Below are 19115 nucleotides of genomic sequence, written 5' to 3'. Positions count from 1 at the left end.
TAATCAGGTGGAAGAAATCAAACCCCTGATTAAGCGATATCCATACCCGCGAATACTTTGAATGGCGTTGGTGCCATACATGCCTTTTATTTTGCCGCGAAGGCGGCTGATCGATTTTTCCAAGGCTCTCGGGTCATAAAAATTAATATTGAGGCCCATGGCTCTGGCGATTTCGTCATGGCTCAATATATGGTTTTTCGTTTCAGAAAAAGCCTCAAGAATTTTCATTTCTGCAAACGATACATCAAGTTTTTTATCATCTCCGATGAGGCACATACGCGTGGGGTCGAGAAGCAGGTTGTCCTTTGACTGCCATTCCTGACTACCAAAAAAATCGGAAAATACCTGGACGTTATCGTCAGGAGCGCTGCTGAATTTTACGCAGTAATCCGCACCGGCAAGATAGTACTTCATCTTGTTGTAAGTGCCTGATCCGGTGATCGCTGCAAAAATTATTGACGCCATATTGTTGGCGCGCAGACCTTCGATCAATGCAATGCTTTCAATGAACGCCTGAGGGTTGTCAACGACGATAAAGACCGCTCGATACAACTCCGGGTGCATATTCCTATTGAATGAGTTGCTGTAGCACGTTGCATCGACGGGTACTTCATTGCCTGCGTGACTGGCGACTAACTCACGGAAATCCTCAGCTAACATATGGGTCCGCCCAATGGTGAGAATCCCTGCCTGCTCCCTTGCGTGGTTGTGGTTTGAGGTCGTTTTGTTACCTGTAAGCATCATGCTTTGACTCGGCTGGGTGCTGACGTTTGGATGTTAAAGCACCGATTCTCATTTGTGACTGACAATTGGTAACATTTCACCGGAATTTGAAGTGGTCGACACGGTTTTTCTAACATTGTTGATGAATCTGACGTGATCGTTTGCTCTCCAGAGGAATGGAGCGGTCAATCATCTGAGACACTCCGGACGATATGAGGGCATAGCATTATGCCATCTTTTTTCTCGATATCCCGGATTCACGAACCCATAAGCTGTACGTGTGGCTAGCGCTTCTATCGGTTTTGGTTTTCTATCGAAAGTTCACCAGGCCTTGAAAATCTCATGTCGATGGAGGGGGCTCATGCAGTTTCGGAGAGCGATATACCCTTTAATAACTTGTATATAACTTCGTGATTACAGCTGCGGAGGCTGGACATTTAATAACAAGCGGTTCTAATGCGCGGCTTGATGCGTTTTACTATTTCTTTCGCCTAATGTTCGAATGGTCAACAGACCTTGCACGCGAGAGTCGCGAGGGTCTACACGGGGGGTTAATGGATTTTTGGACTACGGTAACGGTTTTGATTTTAGGGGCAGTCGAGGGACTCACGGAGTTTCTTCCCATATCAAGTACCGGGCACCAGATTATTGTCGCGGACTTGCTCGATTTCGGCGGTGAGCGAGCAATGGCGTTTAACATCATTATCCAACTAGGGGCGATCCTGGCCGTCGTCTGGGAGTTCCGGCGCAAGATTCTCGAAATCGTCAGTGGATTGCCGACCCAGCGTAATGCGCAACGGTTTACCTTGAATCTATTGATTGGATTTATGCCTGCCGTTGTTCTCGGGGTACTGTTCGCCGATAAAATTCACGAATACCTGTTCAACCCGATAACTGTAGCGGTGGCGCTGGTCTTGGGTGGCATCGTCATGTTGTGGGCTGAGCGCCGCGACCATGTGGTGTACGTCGACCACGTCGACGATATGCGCTGGACCGACGCCCTCAAAGTCGGTTTTGCGCAATGCCTGGCGATGATACCGGGCACTTCGCGCTCTGGATCGACCATTATCGGGGGGCTGCTGTTTGGTCTGTCACGCAAGGCTGCGACTGAGTTCTCGTTCTTTCTGGCGATGCCAACCATGGTCGGCGCCGCCGTTTATTCCGGGTATAAATACCGGGACCTGTTCCAGGCCGGCGACTTGCCGGTCTTCGCCTTGGGCTTCGTGACGGCGTTCGTGTTCGCCATGCTCGCGGTACGCGGCTTACTGAAGTTCATCGCCAGCCACAGCTACGCCGCATTCGCCTGGTATCGAATTGTTTTCGGCTTGCTGATTCTGGCGACGTGGGTATTCGGCTGGGTCAACTGGACTGAAGCGGCGGCGCTCTGAACACCGGCACCAGGTTGCGTGAGCTGCAACCTGGTGCTCAATCAGCGCTTAACGCCCTTCAAGCAACTGCGCCGCCTGATCCAGCAAGGCCAACGGATCTTTGGCCTTGTGGATATCCACCGACAACAGCTGCCGAAACTTGCGCGCCCCCGGAAACCCGGTGCCCAGCCCCAACACGTGTCGCGTGATGTGGTGCATCGAGCCGCCCGCAGCGATGTGCGCGGCGATGTAAGGCCGCAATTGCGCCAGTGTTTCGGCGCGAGTGATCACCGGCGCTGTGCTGCCGAACAATTGCTGATCCACCTCGGCCATTACATAGGGATTGTGATAGGCCTCGCGGCCGAGCATCACGCCGTCGAACGTCTGCAAATGCTCATGGCAGGCTTCCAGCGTCTTGATCCCGCCGTTGAGAATAATCTCCAGCTCCGGAAAATCCGCCTTCAACCGCGCCGCCACGTCATAACGCAGCGGTGGAATGTCACGGTTCTCCTTCGGCGACAACCCCTCCAGAATCGCGATCCGCGCATGCACGGTAAAACTCGTGCACCCGGCCTCGCGAACCGTGCCGACGAAATCACACAACTCCTCGTAGCTGTCACGCCCATTGATGCCGATGCGGTGCTTCACCGTCACCGGAATCGACACCGCATCGCGCATTGCCTTCACACAATCGGCCACCAACTGCGGATGCCCCATCAGGCACGCGCCGATCATGTTGTTCTGCACCCGATCACTCGGGCAACCGACATTCAGGTTCACCTCGTCGTAGCCGTGCTCCTGAGCCATGCGTGCACACGCGGCCAGGTCCAGCGGGACGCTGCCACCAAGCTGCAAGGCGAGCGGATGCTCGGTCTCGTCATGGCGCAGGAAACGCTCGTGATCGCCATTGAGCAGGGCACCGGTGGTGACCATTTCGGTATAGAGCAGGGCGTTTTTCGACAGCAAGCGCAGGAAAAAGCGGCAATGGCGGTCGGTCCAATCCATCATGGGCGCGACGGAGAACCGACGGGACAGCAGGGCAGGTGTTGCGGTAGCTACGGACATTGGGGATCTGGAATCGGTGAGGCTGGGAGGTGGGGGAGTTTAACAGGATTGGACTTGTGGGGTTTGGACGGGTCCAGGGACATTGATCGCGCGATTGATTTCAGAAGCCTTCCTACCTGAACCAACGCTGTCGCCCTGCAAAGTTTCATAATCTCCGCCTGACCAGAGGCCTACGATGAGTGCACAGGATCAAGCCAACGCGCCCCCACCCACAGGAACAATAAAAATGCTCTCAAACCTCATCAAATTCGCGTTGATCGCCTGTGCTGTGCTGTTGAGCGCCTGTTCGGGTGTGAGTACCGATCACCGTTATGCGGATGACGCCCAATTGTCTAATGGATTCGGACCGGGGCCGACCAATAACAACCCCAATAAACTGAATTTCCATGGCAGTGCGCTCGGCAACAGCTTCGGTGATTACAGTTCCGGCCTGTTGCACGACGACTGAGTCCCGAACGAAAACAAAAAAGGCGCTCCTGAAGAGGGGCGCCTTTTTGCTGCTCGCAACAATGCCTGATTATTTAGCGTCAGGCACCGCCAACCACTGTCCCAGCACTTTCTGGTAGTTACCCGTCACCTTGGCCAAATGCAGCCACTGATCGACATACAACTTCCAGGTCATGTCATCCCGAGGCAGCAGATAGGCCTTCTCGCCGTATTGCATGTATTGCGTCGGATTGACTGCACACAGCCCAGGTTTTTGCTTCTGCTGGTACAGCGCTTCCGACGCATCCGTGATCATCACGTCGGCTTTCTTGTCGAGCAGTTCCTGAAAAATGGTCACGTTGTCGTGCAGTTGCAATTGTGCCTTGGGCAGGAAGGCGTGGACGAAGGCTTCATTGGTGCCGCCGGCCGGTTCGACCAGGCGTACCGAGGGTTGGTTGATCTGGTCGATGGTCTGGTACAGCGCCTGGTTTTCGCAACGCACCAGCGGGATTTTGCCGTCGACGTCCAGGGTGGTGCTGAAAAACGCCTTTTTCTGCCGTTCCAGAGTGACCGAGATGCCGCCCATAGCGATGTCACACTTGCCCGCGAGCATGTCGGGCATCAGGGTTTTCCAAGTGGTCGGCACCCATTCCACCTTGACGCCAAGACTGTCGGCCAGGGCGCGGGCCATCGAGATATCGATGCCGGAATACTTGCCGTCTTCGGCTTTGAAGGTGTAGGGCTTGTAGTCACCCGTGGTGCAAACGCGCAGTTGACCTTGTTGAATGACACTGTCCAGATGCGATGCGCTTTCCTGAGCCTGGGCGCCAAACGACAGGGCGAGCAGGCCGCCGAGCATCAATGTGCTTCTGATTTTTTTCATTGTTATCGGGCTTTTGTGATGGTGTGGCTTGGAGGAGGGAGTGTAGTGAAAACTTTCAGGGACTCAAAAGTGAGCGAGCACTACTGTCCGTCCATCTCCGGACTTAGTGTCCCCAGCCACGCCACCAATCCGACAATCAAAACCGCTGCAACCAGTTCCATCATCACGCTGCGACGTAACGCATTCGCCGCGACTCGGTGTTGACCATCGCGCAATGACCGCTCCAGAAACGGTCCCAAGTGGAAGCGGTTCAGCGCGGCGAGTACGAGCATGCCGGCAAACAGCGCGACTTTGATAAACAGCAAAATCCCGTAGGCGCTGAGAAATACTTCGTCGACTTTCGCCCCGGCGATGAAGAGGTAGTTCACGACACCGGTCACTGCGATGACCGCCACAATCAGTGCGCCCACTGATTCAAACCGGCTGACGGCGCGGGTCAGCAGACGGATGTGCTTCTCGGTTTGCAAGACGTGGGTTTGTGACATCAAGGCAAACGCGACCAGCGCACCCAGCCAGGCGCCCGCGGCCAGCAGGTGCAAAATGTCCGCGGTGAAATGCCAGATGCCTTCATCCATGGCGCCATGGCCAGTCCACGCCAGAGAGGCGAGGGCGACACCGCCAGCAAAAGCCGTCAGCACTAATCCAACAGTCGGAGCGCGAGGGTGGATCAGCATCGCCAGCCCAGCGACGAGCAGCGCGATGATCCGAATCGTCCAGGCCGAGCCTGCGTCCGTTTCCAACACCATCATTTCAATATGCGGACGCAGCTCGGCAAGGTTCGACTCCCCGCTCATGTTGCTGACCATCAGCAGCATGCCAACGACGGATAGCACCATTGCGAGCACGGTCGTCGCCCCCAGCAATGATCGAAACGGCAGCACCACCCCTGAAACCCGCTCCGGCCCCCTGAGGCTGTACAGCCCAAACAACGCCACGCCAAACAACAGCAGCAAATCCACATACAACGAAAATCGCAGGACGATGTTGGCCGAGTCGCTCATCACTCACTTCACTTTGAAAGTAACGTTGCCGGTGATCGGGTGGGTGTCCGACGACACGGCGCGCCACTCCACTTTGTAGGTGCCGGCGGGCAGAGGCGATAGCGGGGTGATGAGCATGGTTTTTGGATCGCTGCCGCCGCTGACTTTGGCTTTCATGGGCATGGGCGAGTGGGCCATGCCGGGCATTTCGGTCATGACCAGTTTTGCACCGGAAAATTGCGTCACCAGGTTTTCGGAAAAGTGCAGTTCGATGGTGCCCGGTGCTGCACCCTGCGCACCTTCGGTGGGGTTGGAGGACAGCAGCTTCGGATGTGCTTGAGCGAGACTGCTCAGCAGCAGCCCGGTAGACAACAACATAGCGATAACAGTGATTTTGATGGTGCGCATGCAAGGCCTCTTGCCGCTCAATGCGGCTGTTTTTTAGTGTTGGGTTAACGGGTTCAGAACCACATCCGCACGCCGAGAACCAGGCGCGTCTCGCTGCGGTCCTCGCCTTCTGCGGCGGCGTAATCGGCGGTTTTGCCGTAGGTGCGGTTCCAGGTCACGCCAATGTACGGCGCAAATTCCCGGCGGATTTCGTAGCGCAGGCGCAGGCCGGCTTCGCTGTTGGACAGGCCGGAGCCGATCCCCCGTTGTGGATCGTTTTTGCCGTAGAAGTTGAGCTCGGCGGTGGGCTGCAGGATGAGTCGGTTGGCCAGCAGGATGTCGTAGTCGCCCTCCAGTCGCGCGGCGCTCTGGCCGCCTTCGCCGATGAAGGCCGTGGCCTCGGCTTCGAAGTTGTACAGCGCCATGCCTTGCACGCCGAACGCGGCCCAGGTCTGCGGTGCGCCGGGTTTGAAGTCCTGACGAATGCCGCTGACCACGTCCCACCATGGGCTGATCGCGTGGCCCCACAGTGCCTGGATTTCGGCGTCTTCAGTCTTGCCGTTGGTGCGCTCGCCTTCAGAGCGCATCCACAGGCGATCGATGTCGCCGCCGATCCAGCCGGACAAATCCCAGGCCAGGGTGCTGCCGTCGTCGGCGTCCTGCCATTCGAGCTTGTCGGCGAGAAAGAATGAGTTGAGTGCGCTGTCATGCACACGGTGCCCGGCCGGGTCGACATAAATGGCGGCTCGGTCCGCATCGGTCAACGGTGGAATCGGCGTACGACTTTCAGTCGGCGCCGCGGGCTGCATCTGGCCTTCGTCCATGCTTTGCATCTGGCCATGGTCCATTCCAGTCATCTGGCTGTGATCCATGCCCTGCATGTCGTCAGTGGCTGCGATGGCGAAAGAAAACGGCAGGCCGGAGAGGAGGGCCATGGCAACGGAGGTGAATCTGATCATGGTTGGCGCCTCATTCTTCCACGCGAACTTCACGGAACATGCCCATTTCCATGTGGTACAGGAGATGGCAGTGATAGGCCCAGCGACCGAGCGCGTCGGCGGTAACCCGATAGCTGCGGCGCGAGCCCGGTGGCATGTCGATGGTGTGTTTGCGCACCATGAATGCCCCGTTCTCGTCTTCGAGATCGCTCCACATGCCGTGCAGGTGGATGGGGTGCGTCATCATCGTGTCGTTCACCAGCACCACGCGGACGCGCTCGCCATACTTGAGGCGCAGCGGCTCGGCGTCGGAGAACTTAATGCCGTTGAACGACCAGGCGAATTTCTCCATGTGACCGGTGAGGTGCAGTTCGAGGGTGCGGCCCGGTTCGCGCCCGTCCGGGTCTTCGAAGGTGCTTCGCAGGTCGGAGTAGGTCAGGACTCGGCGGCCGTTGTTGCGCAGGCCGAGGCCGGGGTCGTCGAGTTTGGGTGAGGTGGACATGGCTTGCATGTCTACCAACGGGTTGTCGTTTTCCGAATCTGGATGGGACTGCATGCCGGGCATGGCCATGTTGCTATGGTCCATGCCGGCCATGCTGCCGTGATCCATGCCGCCCATGCCCATGTCATCCATGGTGACCAGCGGACGCGGGTCCAGCGATGGCACTGGCGCCGACAATCCGGATCCCAACGCGAGAGTGCCGCGGGCATAACCGGTGCGGTCCATCGATTGGGCGAACAGGGTGTAGGCGGCTTCGCTCGGCTCGACAATCACGTCGAAGGTTTCCGCCACGGCGATGCGGAATTCGTCGACAGTTACCGGTTTTACGTGAAGACCATCGGCGGCGACCACGGTCATTTTCAGGCCCGGAATGCGCATATCGAAGTAGGTCATGGCCGAGCCGTTGATGAAGCGCAGTCGCAGCTTTTCACCGGGGCGGAACACGCCGGTCCAGTTGGCGTCCGGCGCCTGGCCGTTCATCAAGTAGGTGTAGGTGGCGCCGCTGACATCGGCCAGGTCGGTGGGATTCATCTTCATTTCCGCCCACATCTTGCGATCGGCGACCGTCGCGCCCCAGCCTTTCTCGCTGACGTCGTCGATGAAATCGCCCACGGTGCGCTTGTTGTAGTTGTAGTAATCGGACTGTTTTTTCAGGGTCTTCATCAGGCTGGCCGGGTCTTCGTCGGTCCAGTCGGTGAGCATCACCACGTAATCGCGGTCGTACTGGAACGGCTCCGGCTCCCTGGCGTCGATCACCAGCGGCCCGTAGACGCCGGCCTGTTCCTGCAACCCCGAATGGCTGTGATACCAGTAGGTGCCGTTTTGCCGGACCTTGAATTGGTAGACGTACTGGCCGCCCGGTTCGATGCCTTTGAAACTCAAGCCCGGCACACCGTCCATGTTTGCCGGCAGCAGAATGCCGTGCCAGTGAATGGAGGTGCTGTCCTTGAGTGCGTTCTTCACCCGCAGCGTGACCGTATCGCCTTCGCGCCAGCGCAGGAGCGGGCCGGGAAGGCTGCCATTGATGGTCATCGCAGTGCGCGGGTTGCCGGTAAAGTTGACCGGGGTTTCGCCGATGAACAGCTCGAAGTCGCTGCCCGTCAGCACTTGCGGTTGGCCGGGGCTGCTGACGGCCCAGACCGGCGGTCGCCATAACCCGAGGCCGCCCAGCAAGCCGCCGGCGGCCAGGCCTTTGACGAAGGTGCGTCGTGAAGTGTTGGAGTGCATGCCGATTATCCCGTCCGTCAGCCTGGTGAACTTGTCGACGAGGCTAACGGGCGGTGGCTTTCAGCAGGCTGAGGCGGGGATTACAGTTTTGACAGGTAGGGTGGTGGTTACTGGCGTTTAGTAGGCTTATCGGACGACGCCACGGTGCCGCCACCGCAATTAATGTACGAAGACGACTTCAGCCAGCGCTGATCCGGATAGTAGGAAAACAGCAGTTGGCCATCCTTCATCGAGTCGATCAGCCGATGTGCAATCGCCGGCCGGACTGCCGGGCAGCCGAGGCTTCTGCCGATACGGCCATTGGCGCGTGCGAGCACGGGACTGACGTACGGTGCGCCGTGAATGACGATTGCCCGGTCAAAAGCGTTATCGTTGAAGCCCGGCTCCAGGCCTTCCATGCGCAATGAATAGCCGTTCTGGCCGCGGTAGCTTTCTTGCGTGCGGAACAAACCGATACTGGTGGCGAAACTTTCGTTCTGGTTGGAGAACCAGGTGGCCATGTTTTCGCCGCTGTTGCGGCCATGGGCGACGAGTTCGTGAAAGAGCAATTTGCGCTTTTTCAAGTCGAAAACCCACAGCCGTTGTTCAGTCGAGGGCAGGGAATAATCGATCACTGCTAGTCTCTGTGCCGGGACTGCGCCTTGGGCGCGAGTGCACTGGGTGGCGCGTACAGCCAGGGCGATGACTTTTGCATTGGCTTTCGGAGCGGCTTTGGCCAGCGCGACTTCCAGCGAATCGGCGTAGGCTGCGGGTATGCAGACCGACGTCAACAGCAGCGCTGTAAGTAGAAAGCCAAAGCGTTGTAACGGCATAAGGTAAGTCTCATCAGGAATATATCGAGTCTAGCAGCGAGTGGAACGCTAGCCTTTTGATTTGCGGGAGATTAAGGATTATCCATGGGGCAATTAACAAGGTTATTCGTCATAAGCCGCGTATTTTTTATGGTCTTTCTGATCAGCGGCACTGCTTTTGGTGAAAGTTCGCCGATCGTGCCGGTATCTCCTGAAACGACCGTTTTGTCTGCGGCGCCCGATGATGTCGTCGGTCAAGCGATCCAGGCAGTGCTCGAACCGCTGAAATCGGCGTTTCCACCGTTGCTCACTGCGCGCAAGCATCAGCGGGTGGATATCAGCCGGGTGGTCATGGATTTTTACTCGCACCGTAATTATCGCGCGGCGTGGACCAACGGACGCGATGTCACCCAGTTGCTCAAAAGCCTGAATGACACGAAAATCGATGGCCTGATCCCTGAGGACTATCGGATTGACGAGTTGGCCCAGGCGCAATTGACGATGCAGGCCACCGCGCCGACACCGACGCAATCGGCAGCCTTCGATATCGCGCTGACCCGCACCTACATCGCTGCGCTGCTGCAATTACGACGCGGCAAAGTTGATCCGTCGCGACTGGATTTTCACTGGAATTTCGACCCGGTCGGCGTTGACCCCCGTGAGGACGTGAACAGTTTCTTTACCGCGCTCGACGATCACGACGTGGCACGCGGGTTCGCTCAGGCACCGCCGCAGGAAGCGGTTTACCGCAGCATGCGAGAGGCTTTGGCGCAGTTGCGTCAGGTGCGCGATGCCGGCGGTTGGCCGAAAGTTACCGAAGGGCAGTCGCTCAAGCCGGGAATGACCGGGACGGCAGTCGCACAATTGCGTGCCCGTTTGACGGCTGGTGGATACCTGGCGGCCCCGAAGAGCAATCGAAACGATTACGACGACAGTGTCATCGCGGCAGTGAAGAAGTATCAGACCGAGCAATACCTTGGCGCGGATGGCGTGGCGGGGGCGGCGACCCTGGCGGCGTTGAATGTGCCCGTTGATGCGCGGATCGATCAGGTCCGGGTGAACATGGAGCGGGCTCGTTGGCTGCTTTACAAACTCCAGGGCACTTTTGTCGTGGTCGACATCGCCGGGTACAAGGTCGCGCTGTATCGCGACGGCCAGCCGATCTGGCGTTCCCGGGTACAGGTCGGCAAGCCGTTTCGCAGTACGCCGGTGTTTCAGTCCGAAATTACCTACATCACGTTCAATCCCACCTGGACCGTGCCGCCGACGATTCTGGTCAAGGACATGCTGCCCAAGATTCAGCAGAATCCGGATTATCTGGCCGCCAACCGGATCAGAGCCCTGGACCGGGATGGACATGTGCTCGATCCGTCGGGTATCGACTGGTACAACGCGCGCGGCATCACGCTGCGTCAGGATGCCGGCCCCGAGAACTCGTTAGGGCAGGTGGTCATTCGTTTCCCCAACGACTATGCGATTTATCTGCACGACACGCCGCACCGCGAGTTGTTCGCCAAGTCCATGCGCGCCACCAGTTCCGGCTGCATCCGGGTGGAAAATCCGCTGCAGTTGGTCGAGCTGCTGTTCAACGATCCGGTGCGCTGGAACAGCGAGGGCATTCAAAAGCAGTTGGCCAACGGCAAGACCGAAAACATCAAGCTTCCGGTCAAGATTCCGGTGCTGCTGGCGTACTGGACAGTCGACTTGAGCAAAGAGGGAAGGGTGACGTTCAAGCCTGACGTTTACGGCTACGATTCTCCGGTACTGCGACAATTGAACCTGCCTTCAAAACTGCCCGCATTGGAATTGCCGGGGGGAGAAAGCACGCTGGTCGTAACAGGACAGAGCAAGCCGTAGCAAGGGAGCGGCGGAATGCGTTTTCAGAGCAAAACTATTGTTCTGAAAACGGGTCAGAGATCATCGATCGACCGACATGGATAGGGAATTCATTAATGGATGTTGCGCAGAGAAAAGCTCCACTCACTACCGGGCCACTCCAAGTGCGAGACCTGGATGATTGTCGCAACTCTCAAAAAGGTTCAGTACTGATCATTGCCTCGGGGGCTTCCGCCAAAGACTTTCCGCTGCACAAGTACGCAGACGTTCCAATGATTACCATGAACGGCGCCATTTCGAAATTTATCGGGACAGGCATCAGTCCATTTTTTTATGTGTGCACCGATCAGGGTTTTTCCGAGCAGCAACCCGAACTCTTTACAAAAGCCATGCACCTGAGCGAGCGGGTGGCGTTATGGGAAAATCATATCTGGCACACTTCGTTCAAGCCTCAGGGGGATCTGTATTTTTTGAGGCGAGCACCAAGACTTTCCTGGCGTGACCTGTTCAGGACGGATAAGGAACTGGTGAGAAATCGCAAGATCGGCAATGGTCGCAATAAAACCCTTGGCTTCAGCAAGAACCTCAAACGCGGCTTTTTTGATGCGCGGACGGTGGCCTACCTGGCCATACAGCTTGCCTATCACTTGGGGTTTACCAAGGTGTTTCTGGTCGGTGTCGATCTGGACCCATCGGTGAGTCGCTTTTACGAAACACCCGGAACGTTCATTTCTCCCTGCGTACTCGACGATCATTTTCATAAGAGAATCCTGCCGTCTTTCGCGATCCTGGCGAAAAGCGTCGTGAATGCGGATTTTCGGGTTTACAACGTGTCCAGCACTTCGAAGATTCCTGTCGAACTCGTCCCACGCGTGACGCTGGATGAACTCGAGCGGCTGATCTGACGATCAAACCTGACTCAACTCCACCCGCAGAAACTCCACCAGTGCTCGTTGCAATCCGCTCAGTGCGCCCTCGCGGCTGATCAGTGCCACCTCTGTGGGTGGCAATGGCGGCAGGTCGGTACAAATGCTGTGCTCGGGCAGCACCGCTGAAGCAGGTAATACCGAAATACCCAATCCGCAGGCTACCGCCGCTTGAATCCCGGTCAGGCTGTGACTGCCAAACGCGACCCGCCACGGCCGTTGCGCCACGTCCAGCAGGCGGATGGCCCGCTGTCGATAAATGCAGCCTTGAGGAAACAGCGCCAGCGGCAATACGCCGTTGGCCGGGTCGGTCTGTGCACCTTTGACCCACACCAGCGCTTCCGGCCAGGCGGCCCAACACGGACCGCTGTCCGGCTCGCGTTTGACCAGCGCAATGTCGATGTCACCGCTGGCGAGTTTCTGCTTGAGGTCGGTACTCATGCCGCTGACGGTCTCGAGGCGCGCCTGGGGTTTTTCGCGGTTGAAGCCGGCGAGGATCATCGCCATGCGCCGGGCGTCGAAATCTTCCGGCACGCCGATGCGCAGAATTTCCAGGTCGACGTCGCTGGCCAGCGCTTCTACGGCCTCCGAGGACAACGCCAGCAAGCGACGCGCATAGTGAATCAGCATTTCGCCGTGCTCGGTGAGGCTGATGTTTTGCCCCGTGCGATCGCGCATCAGCAATGAATGCCCGACCAGTTCTTCGAGTTTGCGCACCTGTTGGCTCACGGTGGATTGAGTCCGGTGCACGCGCTCGGCCGCGCGGGTAAAGCTGCCTTCATCGACCACACAGACGAAGGTTTTGAGCAGTTCGAGATCGAGCATCGCGGACACCTTTGATATTCGTTTTGCAACTGACGATCAGGTACTAATTTAATTTCACACTATCACTGTTGACGCATAACCTGAAAGCCACACTTCAGAGGATGCTGCCATGCCCCTTAAAAACACCCCGCGCCCCGAATGGCTGACCTTCGATTGCTACGGCACGCTGATTCAATGGGATGAAGGTTTGAAAGCCGTGGTGGCCGAGATTTTGCGCGAAAAGGGCAAGCACAGCGTGGAGGTCGAGCGCCTGATCGAGGTCTACGACCGGCACGAGCATCGGCTGGAGCAGATTCCGCCGCATCGCTCGTTCCGTCAGTTGAGCACCCTCGGTTTGCATCTGGCTCTGGAAGAGCTTGGCCTGGCCAGCGCGCCTGAAGACAGTCAGCGCCTAGCCGCGGCGATTCCGCGGATGCCGCCGTTTCCCGAGGTGATCGCGACCCTCGCGCAACTCAAGGAAATGGGCTTCAAGCTGTGCATCGTCTCCAACACCGACGACGACATCATTGCCGGCAATGTCGCGCAACTGGGCGGGCATATCGACAGGGTCATCACGGCCCAACAGGCCGGCGCCTACAAACCCGATCCGCGATTGTTCGACTATGCGCACGAACAACTCGGCGTCACCCGCGACCAAGTGGTGCATATCTGCGCCAGCCCGACACTGGACCACACCGCCGCCCGGGACATGCACTTTCGTTGCGTATGGATCGACCGTGGCACCGGTCGGCAATTACTGCCGGACTACCGACCCGATGCGATATTGAACACGCTGGATCAGGTCGTGCCTTTGTTCACGTCCCTTGGCTGGTAACCCCCGGAGGCATCGCCATGGCTCACACTCTTGCAGGCAGTTTCCGTCCCTCGATTTACGCCGACCTCGATCTGGATTCGTCTGCTGTCATCACCGCTCGCACGGAGTTGGCGGCGTGTTTTCAACTGGCGGCGCGTCATGGTCTGGAGGAGGGCATCTGCAATCATTTTTCGGCCATGGTGCCGGGGCGCGACGATCTGTTTTTTGTGAACCCTTACGGCTACGCCTTCGAAGAAGTCACGGCTGACAAGCTGCTGGTCTGCGATTTCCACGGCCATGTGGTTCAGGGCGAAGGTCTGCCGGAAGCGACGGCGTTCTATATTCATGCGCGGCTTCATAAACAGTTGCCGCGCGTGAAAGTGGCGTTCCACACGCACATGCCGCACGCCACCGCGCTATGCCTGCTGCAAGGTCCACCGCTGTTGTGGCTGGGGCAGACGGCGTTAAAATTTTACGGGCGCACAGCGGTGGACGAACACTACAACGGCCTGGCGCTGGATGAGTCCGAAGGCGATCGCATTGCCAGTGTAATGGGCAACGCCGACATCCTGTTCTTGAAGAATCACGGGGTGATCGTGGCCGGTTCCACCATCGCCGAAGCCTGGGACGATCTGTATTACCTGGAGCGTGCCGCCCAGGTCCAGTTGATGGCAATGGCGACCCAGCGAGAACTTCTGCCGGTGCCCCATGACATCGCCCAGCGCGCCTATGAACAGATGCGCTTGGGTGATGCCGAAAGTGCGCGGGCGCATCTGCATAGTGCGATGCGGCGGTTGCAGCGTTCTGACGGTTGAGGCGGATGGCGACCACGTGACATATGGCTGCCATTTGTTGGTACTAACCCCGTAGACTTGGCGCACAAAACCAGGGGATTTGGGCCACCGCCCATGCCTTGCCCTTCCAGGATGCGCTTTTTGCCTACACGCCAGTACGACCCACACCACGCCCCTGGCGTCGCATTGAAACGCATACCGTTGCGCAAGGCAGCGGTATTGTTCATTGCCACGGTGTGCTTGTGCCTGTGCGCGTTGCTTTATCTGCAACTGGAGCAATCCCGGCGGCATGCCTTGAGCCAGGCCCAGGTCGCCTCGTCGAACCTGACGCGGGCCATGGCGCAGCAAGCCGAAGACACGTTCATGCAGGCCGATCTGGTGCTGACCAGTCTGGTGGACTGGATTCAGGTCGATGGATTCGCTCCCTCCCTGAGAGCTCGCTTGCAGAGTACTTTCGCCCGACGGGTGCAGGCGCTGAATCAATTGCACGGCATCCTGCTGTTCGATCAGAAAGGCCAGTGGGTCGTGACCTCATTCGAAAATCTGCCTCGGGGCCCGGGCGTGGCGGATCGGGAGTACTTCAAGTTTCACCAGCAAAACGTGTCGTCCGTGGCGCACATCGGCCCGGCGATTCGCAGCCGGGAAAATGGCGAGTGGATCATTCCGGTTTCCAAACGGGTGAACGACAAGAACGGCCAGTTCCAGGGCGTGTTACTGGCCGGGATCAAAATGTCCTACTTCGACCAGTTCTTCAAAAGCTTCGACATCGACGACAACGGCTCGATGTTCCTCGGTTTGACCGATGGAACGTTGCTGGCGCGCCGGCCATTCATGGAGTCGCAGATCGGCACGTCGTTGGCCCAGGGCGAAATCTTTCAGAACCTGCTGCCGCGAGCGCCTTCAGGCAACGCGATGTTCACCTCGGTGATGGATGGCGTTGTCCGTTTGTATGGCTACCGGCAACTGGAGGCTTACCCACTGGTGGTCTCGGCGGCATCGTCCCGGGACTCGATTTTGGCGGGATGGTACGACACCGCGTTTCGCTCCAGTGCCATCGTCGCGCTGGTGATGCTCGGCGTGGGCCTGTTCGGTTGGGTATTCATCCGTCAGGTGCGCGTCGGCGAACGGGTCGAGGCGGATCTGCGCAAGGCCCAGGAAGCGCTGGAGTTGATCGCCACCCACGACAGCCTGACCGGTCTGGCCAACCGGCGATTATTCGAGCGGGCGCTGGATATCGAGTTCGGACGCGGCGCACGCCAGCACAGTGCGCTGAGCCTGATCATGCTCGATATCGATTATTTCAAGTGCTACAACGACACTTACGGTCATGTGGTGGGGGATCACTGCCTGGCTGAGGTGGCGCGGGCGGTAAAAGCTTGCTGCCATCGCAAGGCCGATCTGGCGGTGCGTTACGGCGGCGAAGAGTTTGCGGTGTTGCTGCCCGATACCGACATTCATGGCGCCATGACGATCGCGGAACATATCCGCCGCAGCGTCATGGACAAGAACATCAGCCACAGCGGTTCGCCCACCGGATACGTCACGGTCAGCCTCGGCTGTTATTCGTTTATACCGACGGGGCGCGACAGCATGGAAGTGTTTATCCAGCGTGCGGACGCGGCGCTGTACCAGGCCAAGCATTCGGGGCGTAATCGCTCGGCCGTGCTGTCGATGGAGGGCGGCGTCCCGGCGCTGATGCGCTCGGATCGTTGAAGCGTTTCGCCGGGTTGTATCACCCTCGAAACACCACAAACGGCCCGGCTGTCCGCCTGTCAAAAGTTGTCCTGTTGATCGTCTAGAGTTCCGTAAGCTCTGCCGAACCCGGCAGATCTCCCTTACGCACGGATGATCGCCAACATGCCGATAACCCAAGCATTGACAGCCGTTGCTCTAACCGTTGCAGCCTCCGCCGTTTTTCCGCTGACCAGTCACGCGCAATCGAAAATCACTGCCGACGAGGCTCATGCGATCGGCGTGGATGCCTACGTTTATTTCTATCCGCTGCTGACCATGGACATCACCCGCCAGCAATTCACCAACATCGAGCCGGGCAAGGAATTCGGTAAAGGCCCGATGAACATGTTTGTGAGCGTGCCGCAGTATCCACCAGCAGATTTCAAAGGCGTGGTGCGCTCCAACTTCGACACGTTGTATTCCATTGCCTGGCTCGACTTGACCAAAGAACCGCTGGTAATCGCCGCGCCGGACACCGCCGGGCGTTTCTATTTGCTGCCGATGCTCGACATGTGGAGCGACGTGTTCGCCTCGCCGGGCTGGCGCACCACCGGCACCGACGCGGCGCAATTTCTGGTCACTCCACCGGGCTGGACCGGCACCGTGCCGGCAGGGATGAGTCAGCTGCCGGCGCCAACTCCCTTTGTCTGGATCATCGGCCGCACCAAGACTGATGGCGCGGCAGACTACGCGGCGGTGCACAAGATTCAGGCGGGCTACACCGTGACGCCGTTGTCGCGGTTGGGCAAAGAAGCTGAAGCGGTCAGTGTGAAAATCGACCCGGCCGTGGATATGAAAACCCCGCCGAAAGTCCAAGTCGACACGATGTCGGCCGGCGACTACTTCGCCTACGCCGCCGAACTGCTGAAAGTGAACCCGCCGCACATCACCGATCAGCCGATGCTGGCGCAGATCAAGCGCATCGGGATCGAGCCGGGCAAGCCATTCAACCTGGATGCGTTGGACCCTGATGTAAAAGCGGCGCTTGCAACGGTGCCCAAGGACGCGCAAGCGCTGATGGCTTGGAAGTTACCGACGCTGGCGCGGGTGGAGAACGGCTGGTCGATGAACACAGACACCATGGGGGTCTACGGCAACTATTACCTCAAGCGCGCGATCGTTGCCCAGGTAGGGCTTGGCGCCAACCTGCCCGAGGATGCGATTTATCCGTTGAACGTGGGCGACTCAAACGGCAAGGCGCTCGATGGCGTGAATAAATACGTGCTGCATTTCGACAAAGGGCAACAGCCGCCGGTGAATGCGTTCTGGTCAATCACGCTGTACGACCCTGAAGGTTTCCAGGTTGGTAATAAACTGGATCGATTCGCGGTCAGCAGCTGGATGCCGTTCAAGACCAATGCGGATGGATCGCTTGATCTGTATTTCCAGAATGAAAGCCCCGGCAAGGAGCTGGAAGCCAATTGGCTGCCGGCGCCCAAAGGCCCGTTCAACCTGACCATGCGCCTGTATGGGCCGAAGGCCGAAGCAATGAACGGCAAGTGGAACCCGCCTCCGGTCAAACAGATGTAAAACTCAGGCAGTGAAAGGCAGCCAACGATGCTCACCATCGGCTGCCTTTACGCGTTCAGCTGCCCGTCCCGCCGCCAGCACCGCCGGTTCCACCACCCGCCGAACCGGTGCCGCCACCTGCGCCCGAGCCACTGTTTCCGCCTGCACCACCCGCACTGCCGCTGGAAGATCCCGTCGCGCCGCCATCCCCGGCATTTCCGCCTGAAGGCGCGGCGGGGGTATTGTCGGGTGGCATGACAGGGCCGCTGGTTGCACCGGATTTGGTGCCCGTCGCATCAGCGCCATCGCTGGAGGCTGCGTAGGTGGCTAACGACGCCGTAGACAGCAATCCCGCCATCAGCAGGGAGGTAATTTTGATGTTCATCATGGTACGTCTCCAAAGGTGAGTCGTTACCTGATGTTGGTGTGAAGGCCGGGGTGGTTGGTGCCGGCTGGATGACGAGTGGCATATTTGCGGCAACCCATAAAACCCTGTGGCCGACGCAACCACGGTCGGGCACTGAGGTCACAGTTTTCACACCCCGCCAAACGGAACGGTGGTCATGAAAAAGCTGCGAATTGCGACCTTCAACGTCAACGGCATGCGTGCCCGGTTGCCGAACCTGCTGGCCTGGCTTGAACGCGAGAAACCGGACATCGCCTGTCTGCAGGAGCTCAAATCGGTCGACAGCGCCTTTCCCGCCGCCGAGCTTGAGGCCATCGGCTACGGTGCGATCTGGCAGGGGCAGGCGTCATGGAACGGGGTGGCGATTCTGGCGCGAGATGCGCAGCCGCTGGAGAGTCGGCGAGGGTTGCCAGGCGATGAGGGCGACAGCCACAGTCGCTACATCGAAGCCGCCGTGCATGGCGTGCTGGTGGGTTGCCTGTACCTGCCCAATGGCAACCCGCAGCCGGGGCCGAAATTCGACTACAAACTGGCCTGGTTCGAGCGACTGATTCGCCATGCGCAGACGTTGCAGGGTAGCGATCACCCGGTGGTGCTGGCCGGTGACTACAACGTGGTTCCTACCGACCAGGACATCTACAACCCGCGCTCCTGGCTCAAGGACGCCTTGCTGCAACCCGAGAGCCGCGCGTGTTATCAACGTTTGCTGGATCAGGGCTGGACCGACTCACTGCGCCACTTGTATCCCGAGGATCGGCTCTACACCTTCTGGGATTATTTTCGTCAGCACTGGCAGAAAAATTCCGGGTTGCGCATCGATCACCTATTGCTCAATCCGGCCTTGAGCCCTTACTTGCAGGACGCTGGTGTCGACGCCTGGGTACGCAACGAACCGCATGCCAGCGACCATGCGCCAACCTGGATTCAACTGGACTCGCGCAAACGCCGTTGATTGTTTTCGCTGGGCCATTGGCTAAATCAATTGTCGTGCGCAACGGTTCAT

General features: G+C 58.3%; 19 protein-coding genes. 9 read left to right on the top strand and 10 right to left on the bottom strand.

What is annotated here, in order from left to right:
* Nucleotides 1-3: 3 nt before the first annotated feature.
* On the bottom strand, nucleotides 4-744 hold the full coding sequence (locus ACW9JC_RS02390) for a winged helix-turn-helix domain-containing protein (protein WP_457453357.1): 741 nt from the start codon (nucleotides 742-744) through the stop codon (nucleotides 4-6).
* Between the two features lie 533 nt (nucleotides 745-1277).
* Between ACW9JC_RS02390 and ACW9JC_RS02385 the strand changes: the two genes are divergently transcribed.
* The gene (locus ACW9JC_RS02385; protein WP_457453356.1) at nucleotides 1278-2111 is read left to right on the top strand and encodes an undecaprenyl-diphosphate phosphatase; all 834 of its coding nucleotides are present in this window, start codon (nucleotides 1278-1280) and stop codon (nucleotides 2109-2111) included.
* A 48-nt stretch (nucleotides 2112-2159) separates the two neighbouring features.
* On the opposite strand, the gene dusA is transcribed toward ACW9JC_RS02385, so the two are convergent.
* Nucleotides 2160-3155 (bottom strand): tRNA dihydrouridine(20/20a) synthase DusA, encoded by a 996-nt coding sequence (gene dusA / locus ACW9JC_RS02380; RefSeq protein WP_457453354.1) that lies wholly within the window; start codon nucleotides 3153-3155, stop codon nucleotides 2160-2162.
* Between the two features lie 226 nt (nucleotides 3156-3381).
* Between dusA and ACW9JC_RS02375 the strand changes: the two genes are divergently transcribed.
* Nucleotides 3382-3603, top strand: coding sequence for a hypothetical protein (locus ACW9JC_RS02375; RefSeq protein ID WP_457453353.1), 222 nt, complete (start codon nucleotides 3382-3384; stop codon nucleotides 3601-3603).
* Between the two features lie 69 nt (nucleotides 3604-3672).
* Here the strand turns inward: ACW9JC_RS02375 and ACW9JC_RS02370 are convergent, their stop codons facing one another.
* The 6 genes from ACW9JC_RS02370 to ACW9JC_RS02345 form a co-directional block, all read right to left on the bottom strand.
* Nucleotides 3673-4464, bottom strand: a complete 792-nt coding sequence (locus tag ACW9JC_RS02370; RefSeq protein ID WP_457453351.1) for a transporter substrate-binding domain-containing protein — start codon at nucleotides 4462-4464, stop codon at nucleotides 3673-3675.
* Nucleotides 4465-4544: 80 nt separating this feature from the next.
* A complete protein-coding gene (gene copD, locus ACW9JC_RS02365) occupies nucleotides 4545-5465 on the bottom strand; it encodes a copper homeostasis membrane protein CopD (protein WP_457453349.1) in 921 nt (306 codons plus the stop codon).
* Nucleotides 5466-5468: 3 nt separating this feature from the next.
* Nucleotides 5469-5852 carry a copper homeostasis periplasmic binding protein CopC gene (gene copC, locus ACW9JC_RS02360; protein WP_457453347.1) on the bottom strand — a complete coding sequence of 128 codons (384 nt, stop codon included), beginning with the start codon at nucleotides 5850-5852 and terminating at the stop codon, nucleotides 5469-5471.
* Nucleotides 5853-5905: 53 nt separating this feature from the next.
* Nucleotides 5906-6790, bottom strand: a complete 885-nt coding sequence (locus tag ACW9JC_RS02355) for a copper resistance protein B (protein WP_457453345.1) — start codon at nucleotides 6788-6790, stop codon at nucleotides 5906-5908.
* Between the two features lie 10 nt (nucleotides 6791-6800).
* Entirely contained in the window at nucleotides 6801-8498 is a 1698-nt protein-coding gene (locus ACW9JC_RS02350; protein WP_457453344.1) for a copper resistance system multicopper oxidase, read from the bottom strand.
* A 107-nt stretch (nucleotides 8499-8605) separates the two neighbouring features.
* Complete coding sequence (locus tag ACW9JC_RS02345) at nucleotides 8606-9310, bottom strand: murein L,D-transpeptidase catalytic domain family protein (protein WP_338585754.1); 705 nt, start codon at nucleotides 9308-9310, stop codon at nucleotides 8606-8608.
* 84 nt (nucleotides 9311-9394) lie between these two features.
* On the opposite strand from ACW9JC_RS02345, the gene ACW9JC_RS02340 reads away from it, so the two are divergent.
* Nucleotides 9395-11146, top strand: coding sequence for a L,D-transpeptidase family protein (locus ACW9JC_RS02340; protein ID WP_457453342.1), 1752 nt, complete (start codon nucleotides 9395-9397; stop codon nucleotides 11144-11146).
* Between the two features lie 95 nt (nucleotides 11147-11241).
* Complete coding sequence (locus ACW9JC_RS02335) at nucleotides 11242-12030, top strand: lipopolysaccharide biosynthesis protein (protein ID WP_457453341.1); 789 nt, start codon at nucleotides 11242-11244, stop codon at nucleotides 12028-12030.
* Nucleotides 12031-12033: 3 nt separating this feature from the next.
* On the opposite strand, the gene ACW9JC_RS02330 is transcribed toward ACW9JC_RS02335, so the two are convergent.
* Complete coding sequence (locus ACW9JC_RS02330; RefSeq protein WP_457453340.1) at nucleotides 12034-12876, bottom strand: LysR substrate-binding domain-containing protein; 843 nt, start codon at nucleotides 12874-12876, stop codon at nucleotides 12034-12036.
* A 109-nt stretch (nucleotides 12877-12985) separates the two neighbouring features.
* On the opposite strand from ACW9JC_RS02330, the gene ACW9JC_RS02325 reads away from it, so the two are divergent.
* From ACW9JC_RS02325 to ACW9JC_RS02310, 4 genes are all read left to right on the top strand, one after another.
* On the top strand, nucleotides 12986-13690 hold the full coding sequence (locus ACW9JC_RS02325; protein WP_457453338.1) for a haloacid dehalogenase type II: 705 nt from the start codon (nucleotides 12986-12988) through the stop codon (nucleotides 13688-13690).
* A gap of 17 nt (nucleotides 13691-13707) precedes the next feature.
* Nucleotides 13708-14484, top strand: a complete 777-nt coding sequence (locus ACW9JC_RS02320) for an aldolase (RefSeq protein ID WP_457453336.1) — start codon at nucleotides 13708-13710, stop codon at nucleotides 14482-14484.
* A gap of 111 nt (nucleotides 14485-14595) precedes the next feature.
* Entirely contained in the window at nucleotides 14596-16176 is a 1581-nt protein-coding gene (locus ACW9JC_RS02315) for a sensor domain-containing diguanylate cyclase (protein WP_457453335.1), read from the top strand.
* A gap of 144 nt (nucleotides 16177-16320) precedes the next feature.
* Nucleotides 16321-17727, top strand: coding sequence for a DUF1254 domain-containing protein (locus tag ACW9JC_RS02310; RefSeq protein ID WP_457453333.1), 1407 nt, complete (start codon nucleotides 16321-16323; stop codon nucleotides 17725-17727).
* Between the two features lie 55 nt (nucleotides 17728-17782).
* Here the strand turns inward: ACW9JC_RS02310 and ACW9JC_RS02305 are convergent, their stop codons facing one another.
* Nucleotides 17783-18094, bottom strand: a complete 312-nt coding sequence (locus tag ACW9JC_RS02305; RefSeq protein WP_457453331.1) for a hypothetical protein — start codon at nucleotides 18092-18094, stop codon at nucleotides 17783-17785.
* Between the two features lie 175 nt (nucleotides 18095-18269).
* Between ACW9JC_RS02305 and ACW9JC_RS02300 the strand changes: the two genes are divergently transcribed.
* On the top strand, nucleotides 18270-19064 hold the full coding sequence (locus tag ACW9JC_RS02300) for an exodeoxyribonuclease III (RefSeq protein ID WP_457453330.1): 795 nt from the start codon (nucleotides 18270-18272) through the stop codon (nucleotides 19062-19064).
* Nucleotides 19065-19115: the final 51 nt, after the last annotated feature.

Source organism: Pseudomonas sp. SDO5591_S426 (assembly GCF_054070755.1).
The sequence above is the reverse complement of the archived record's forward strand: the minus strand, read 5'-3'. Positions and strand labels throughout refer to the sequence as shown.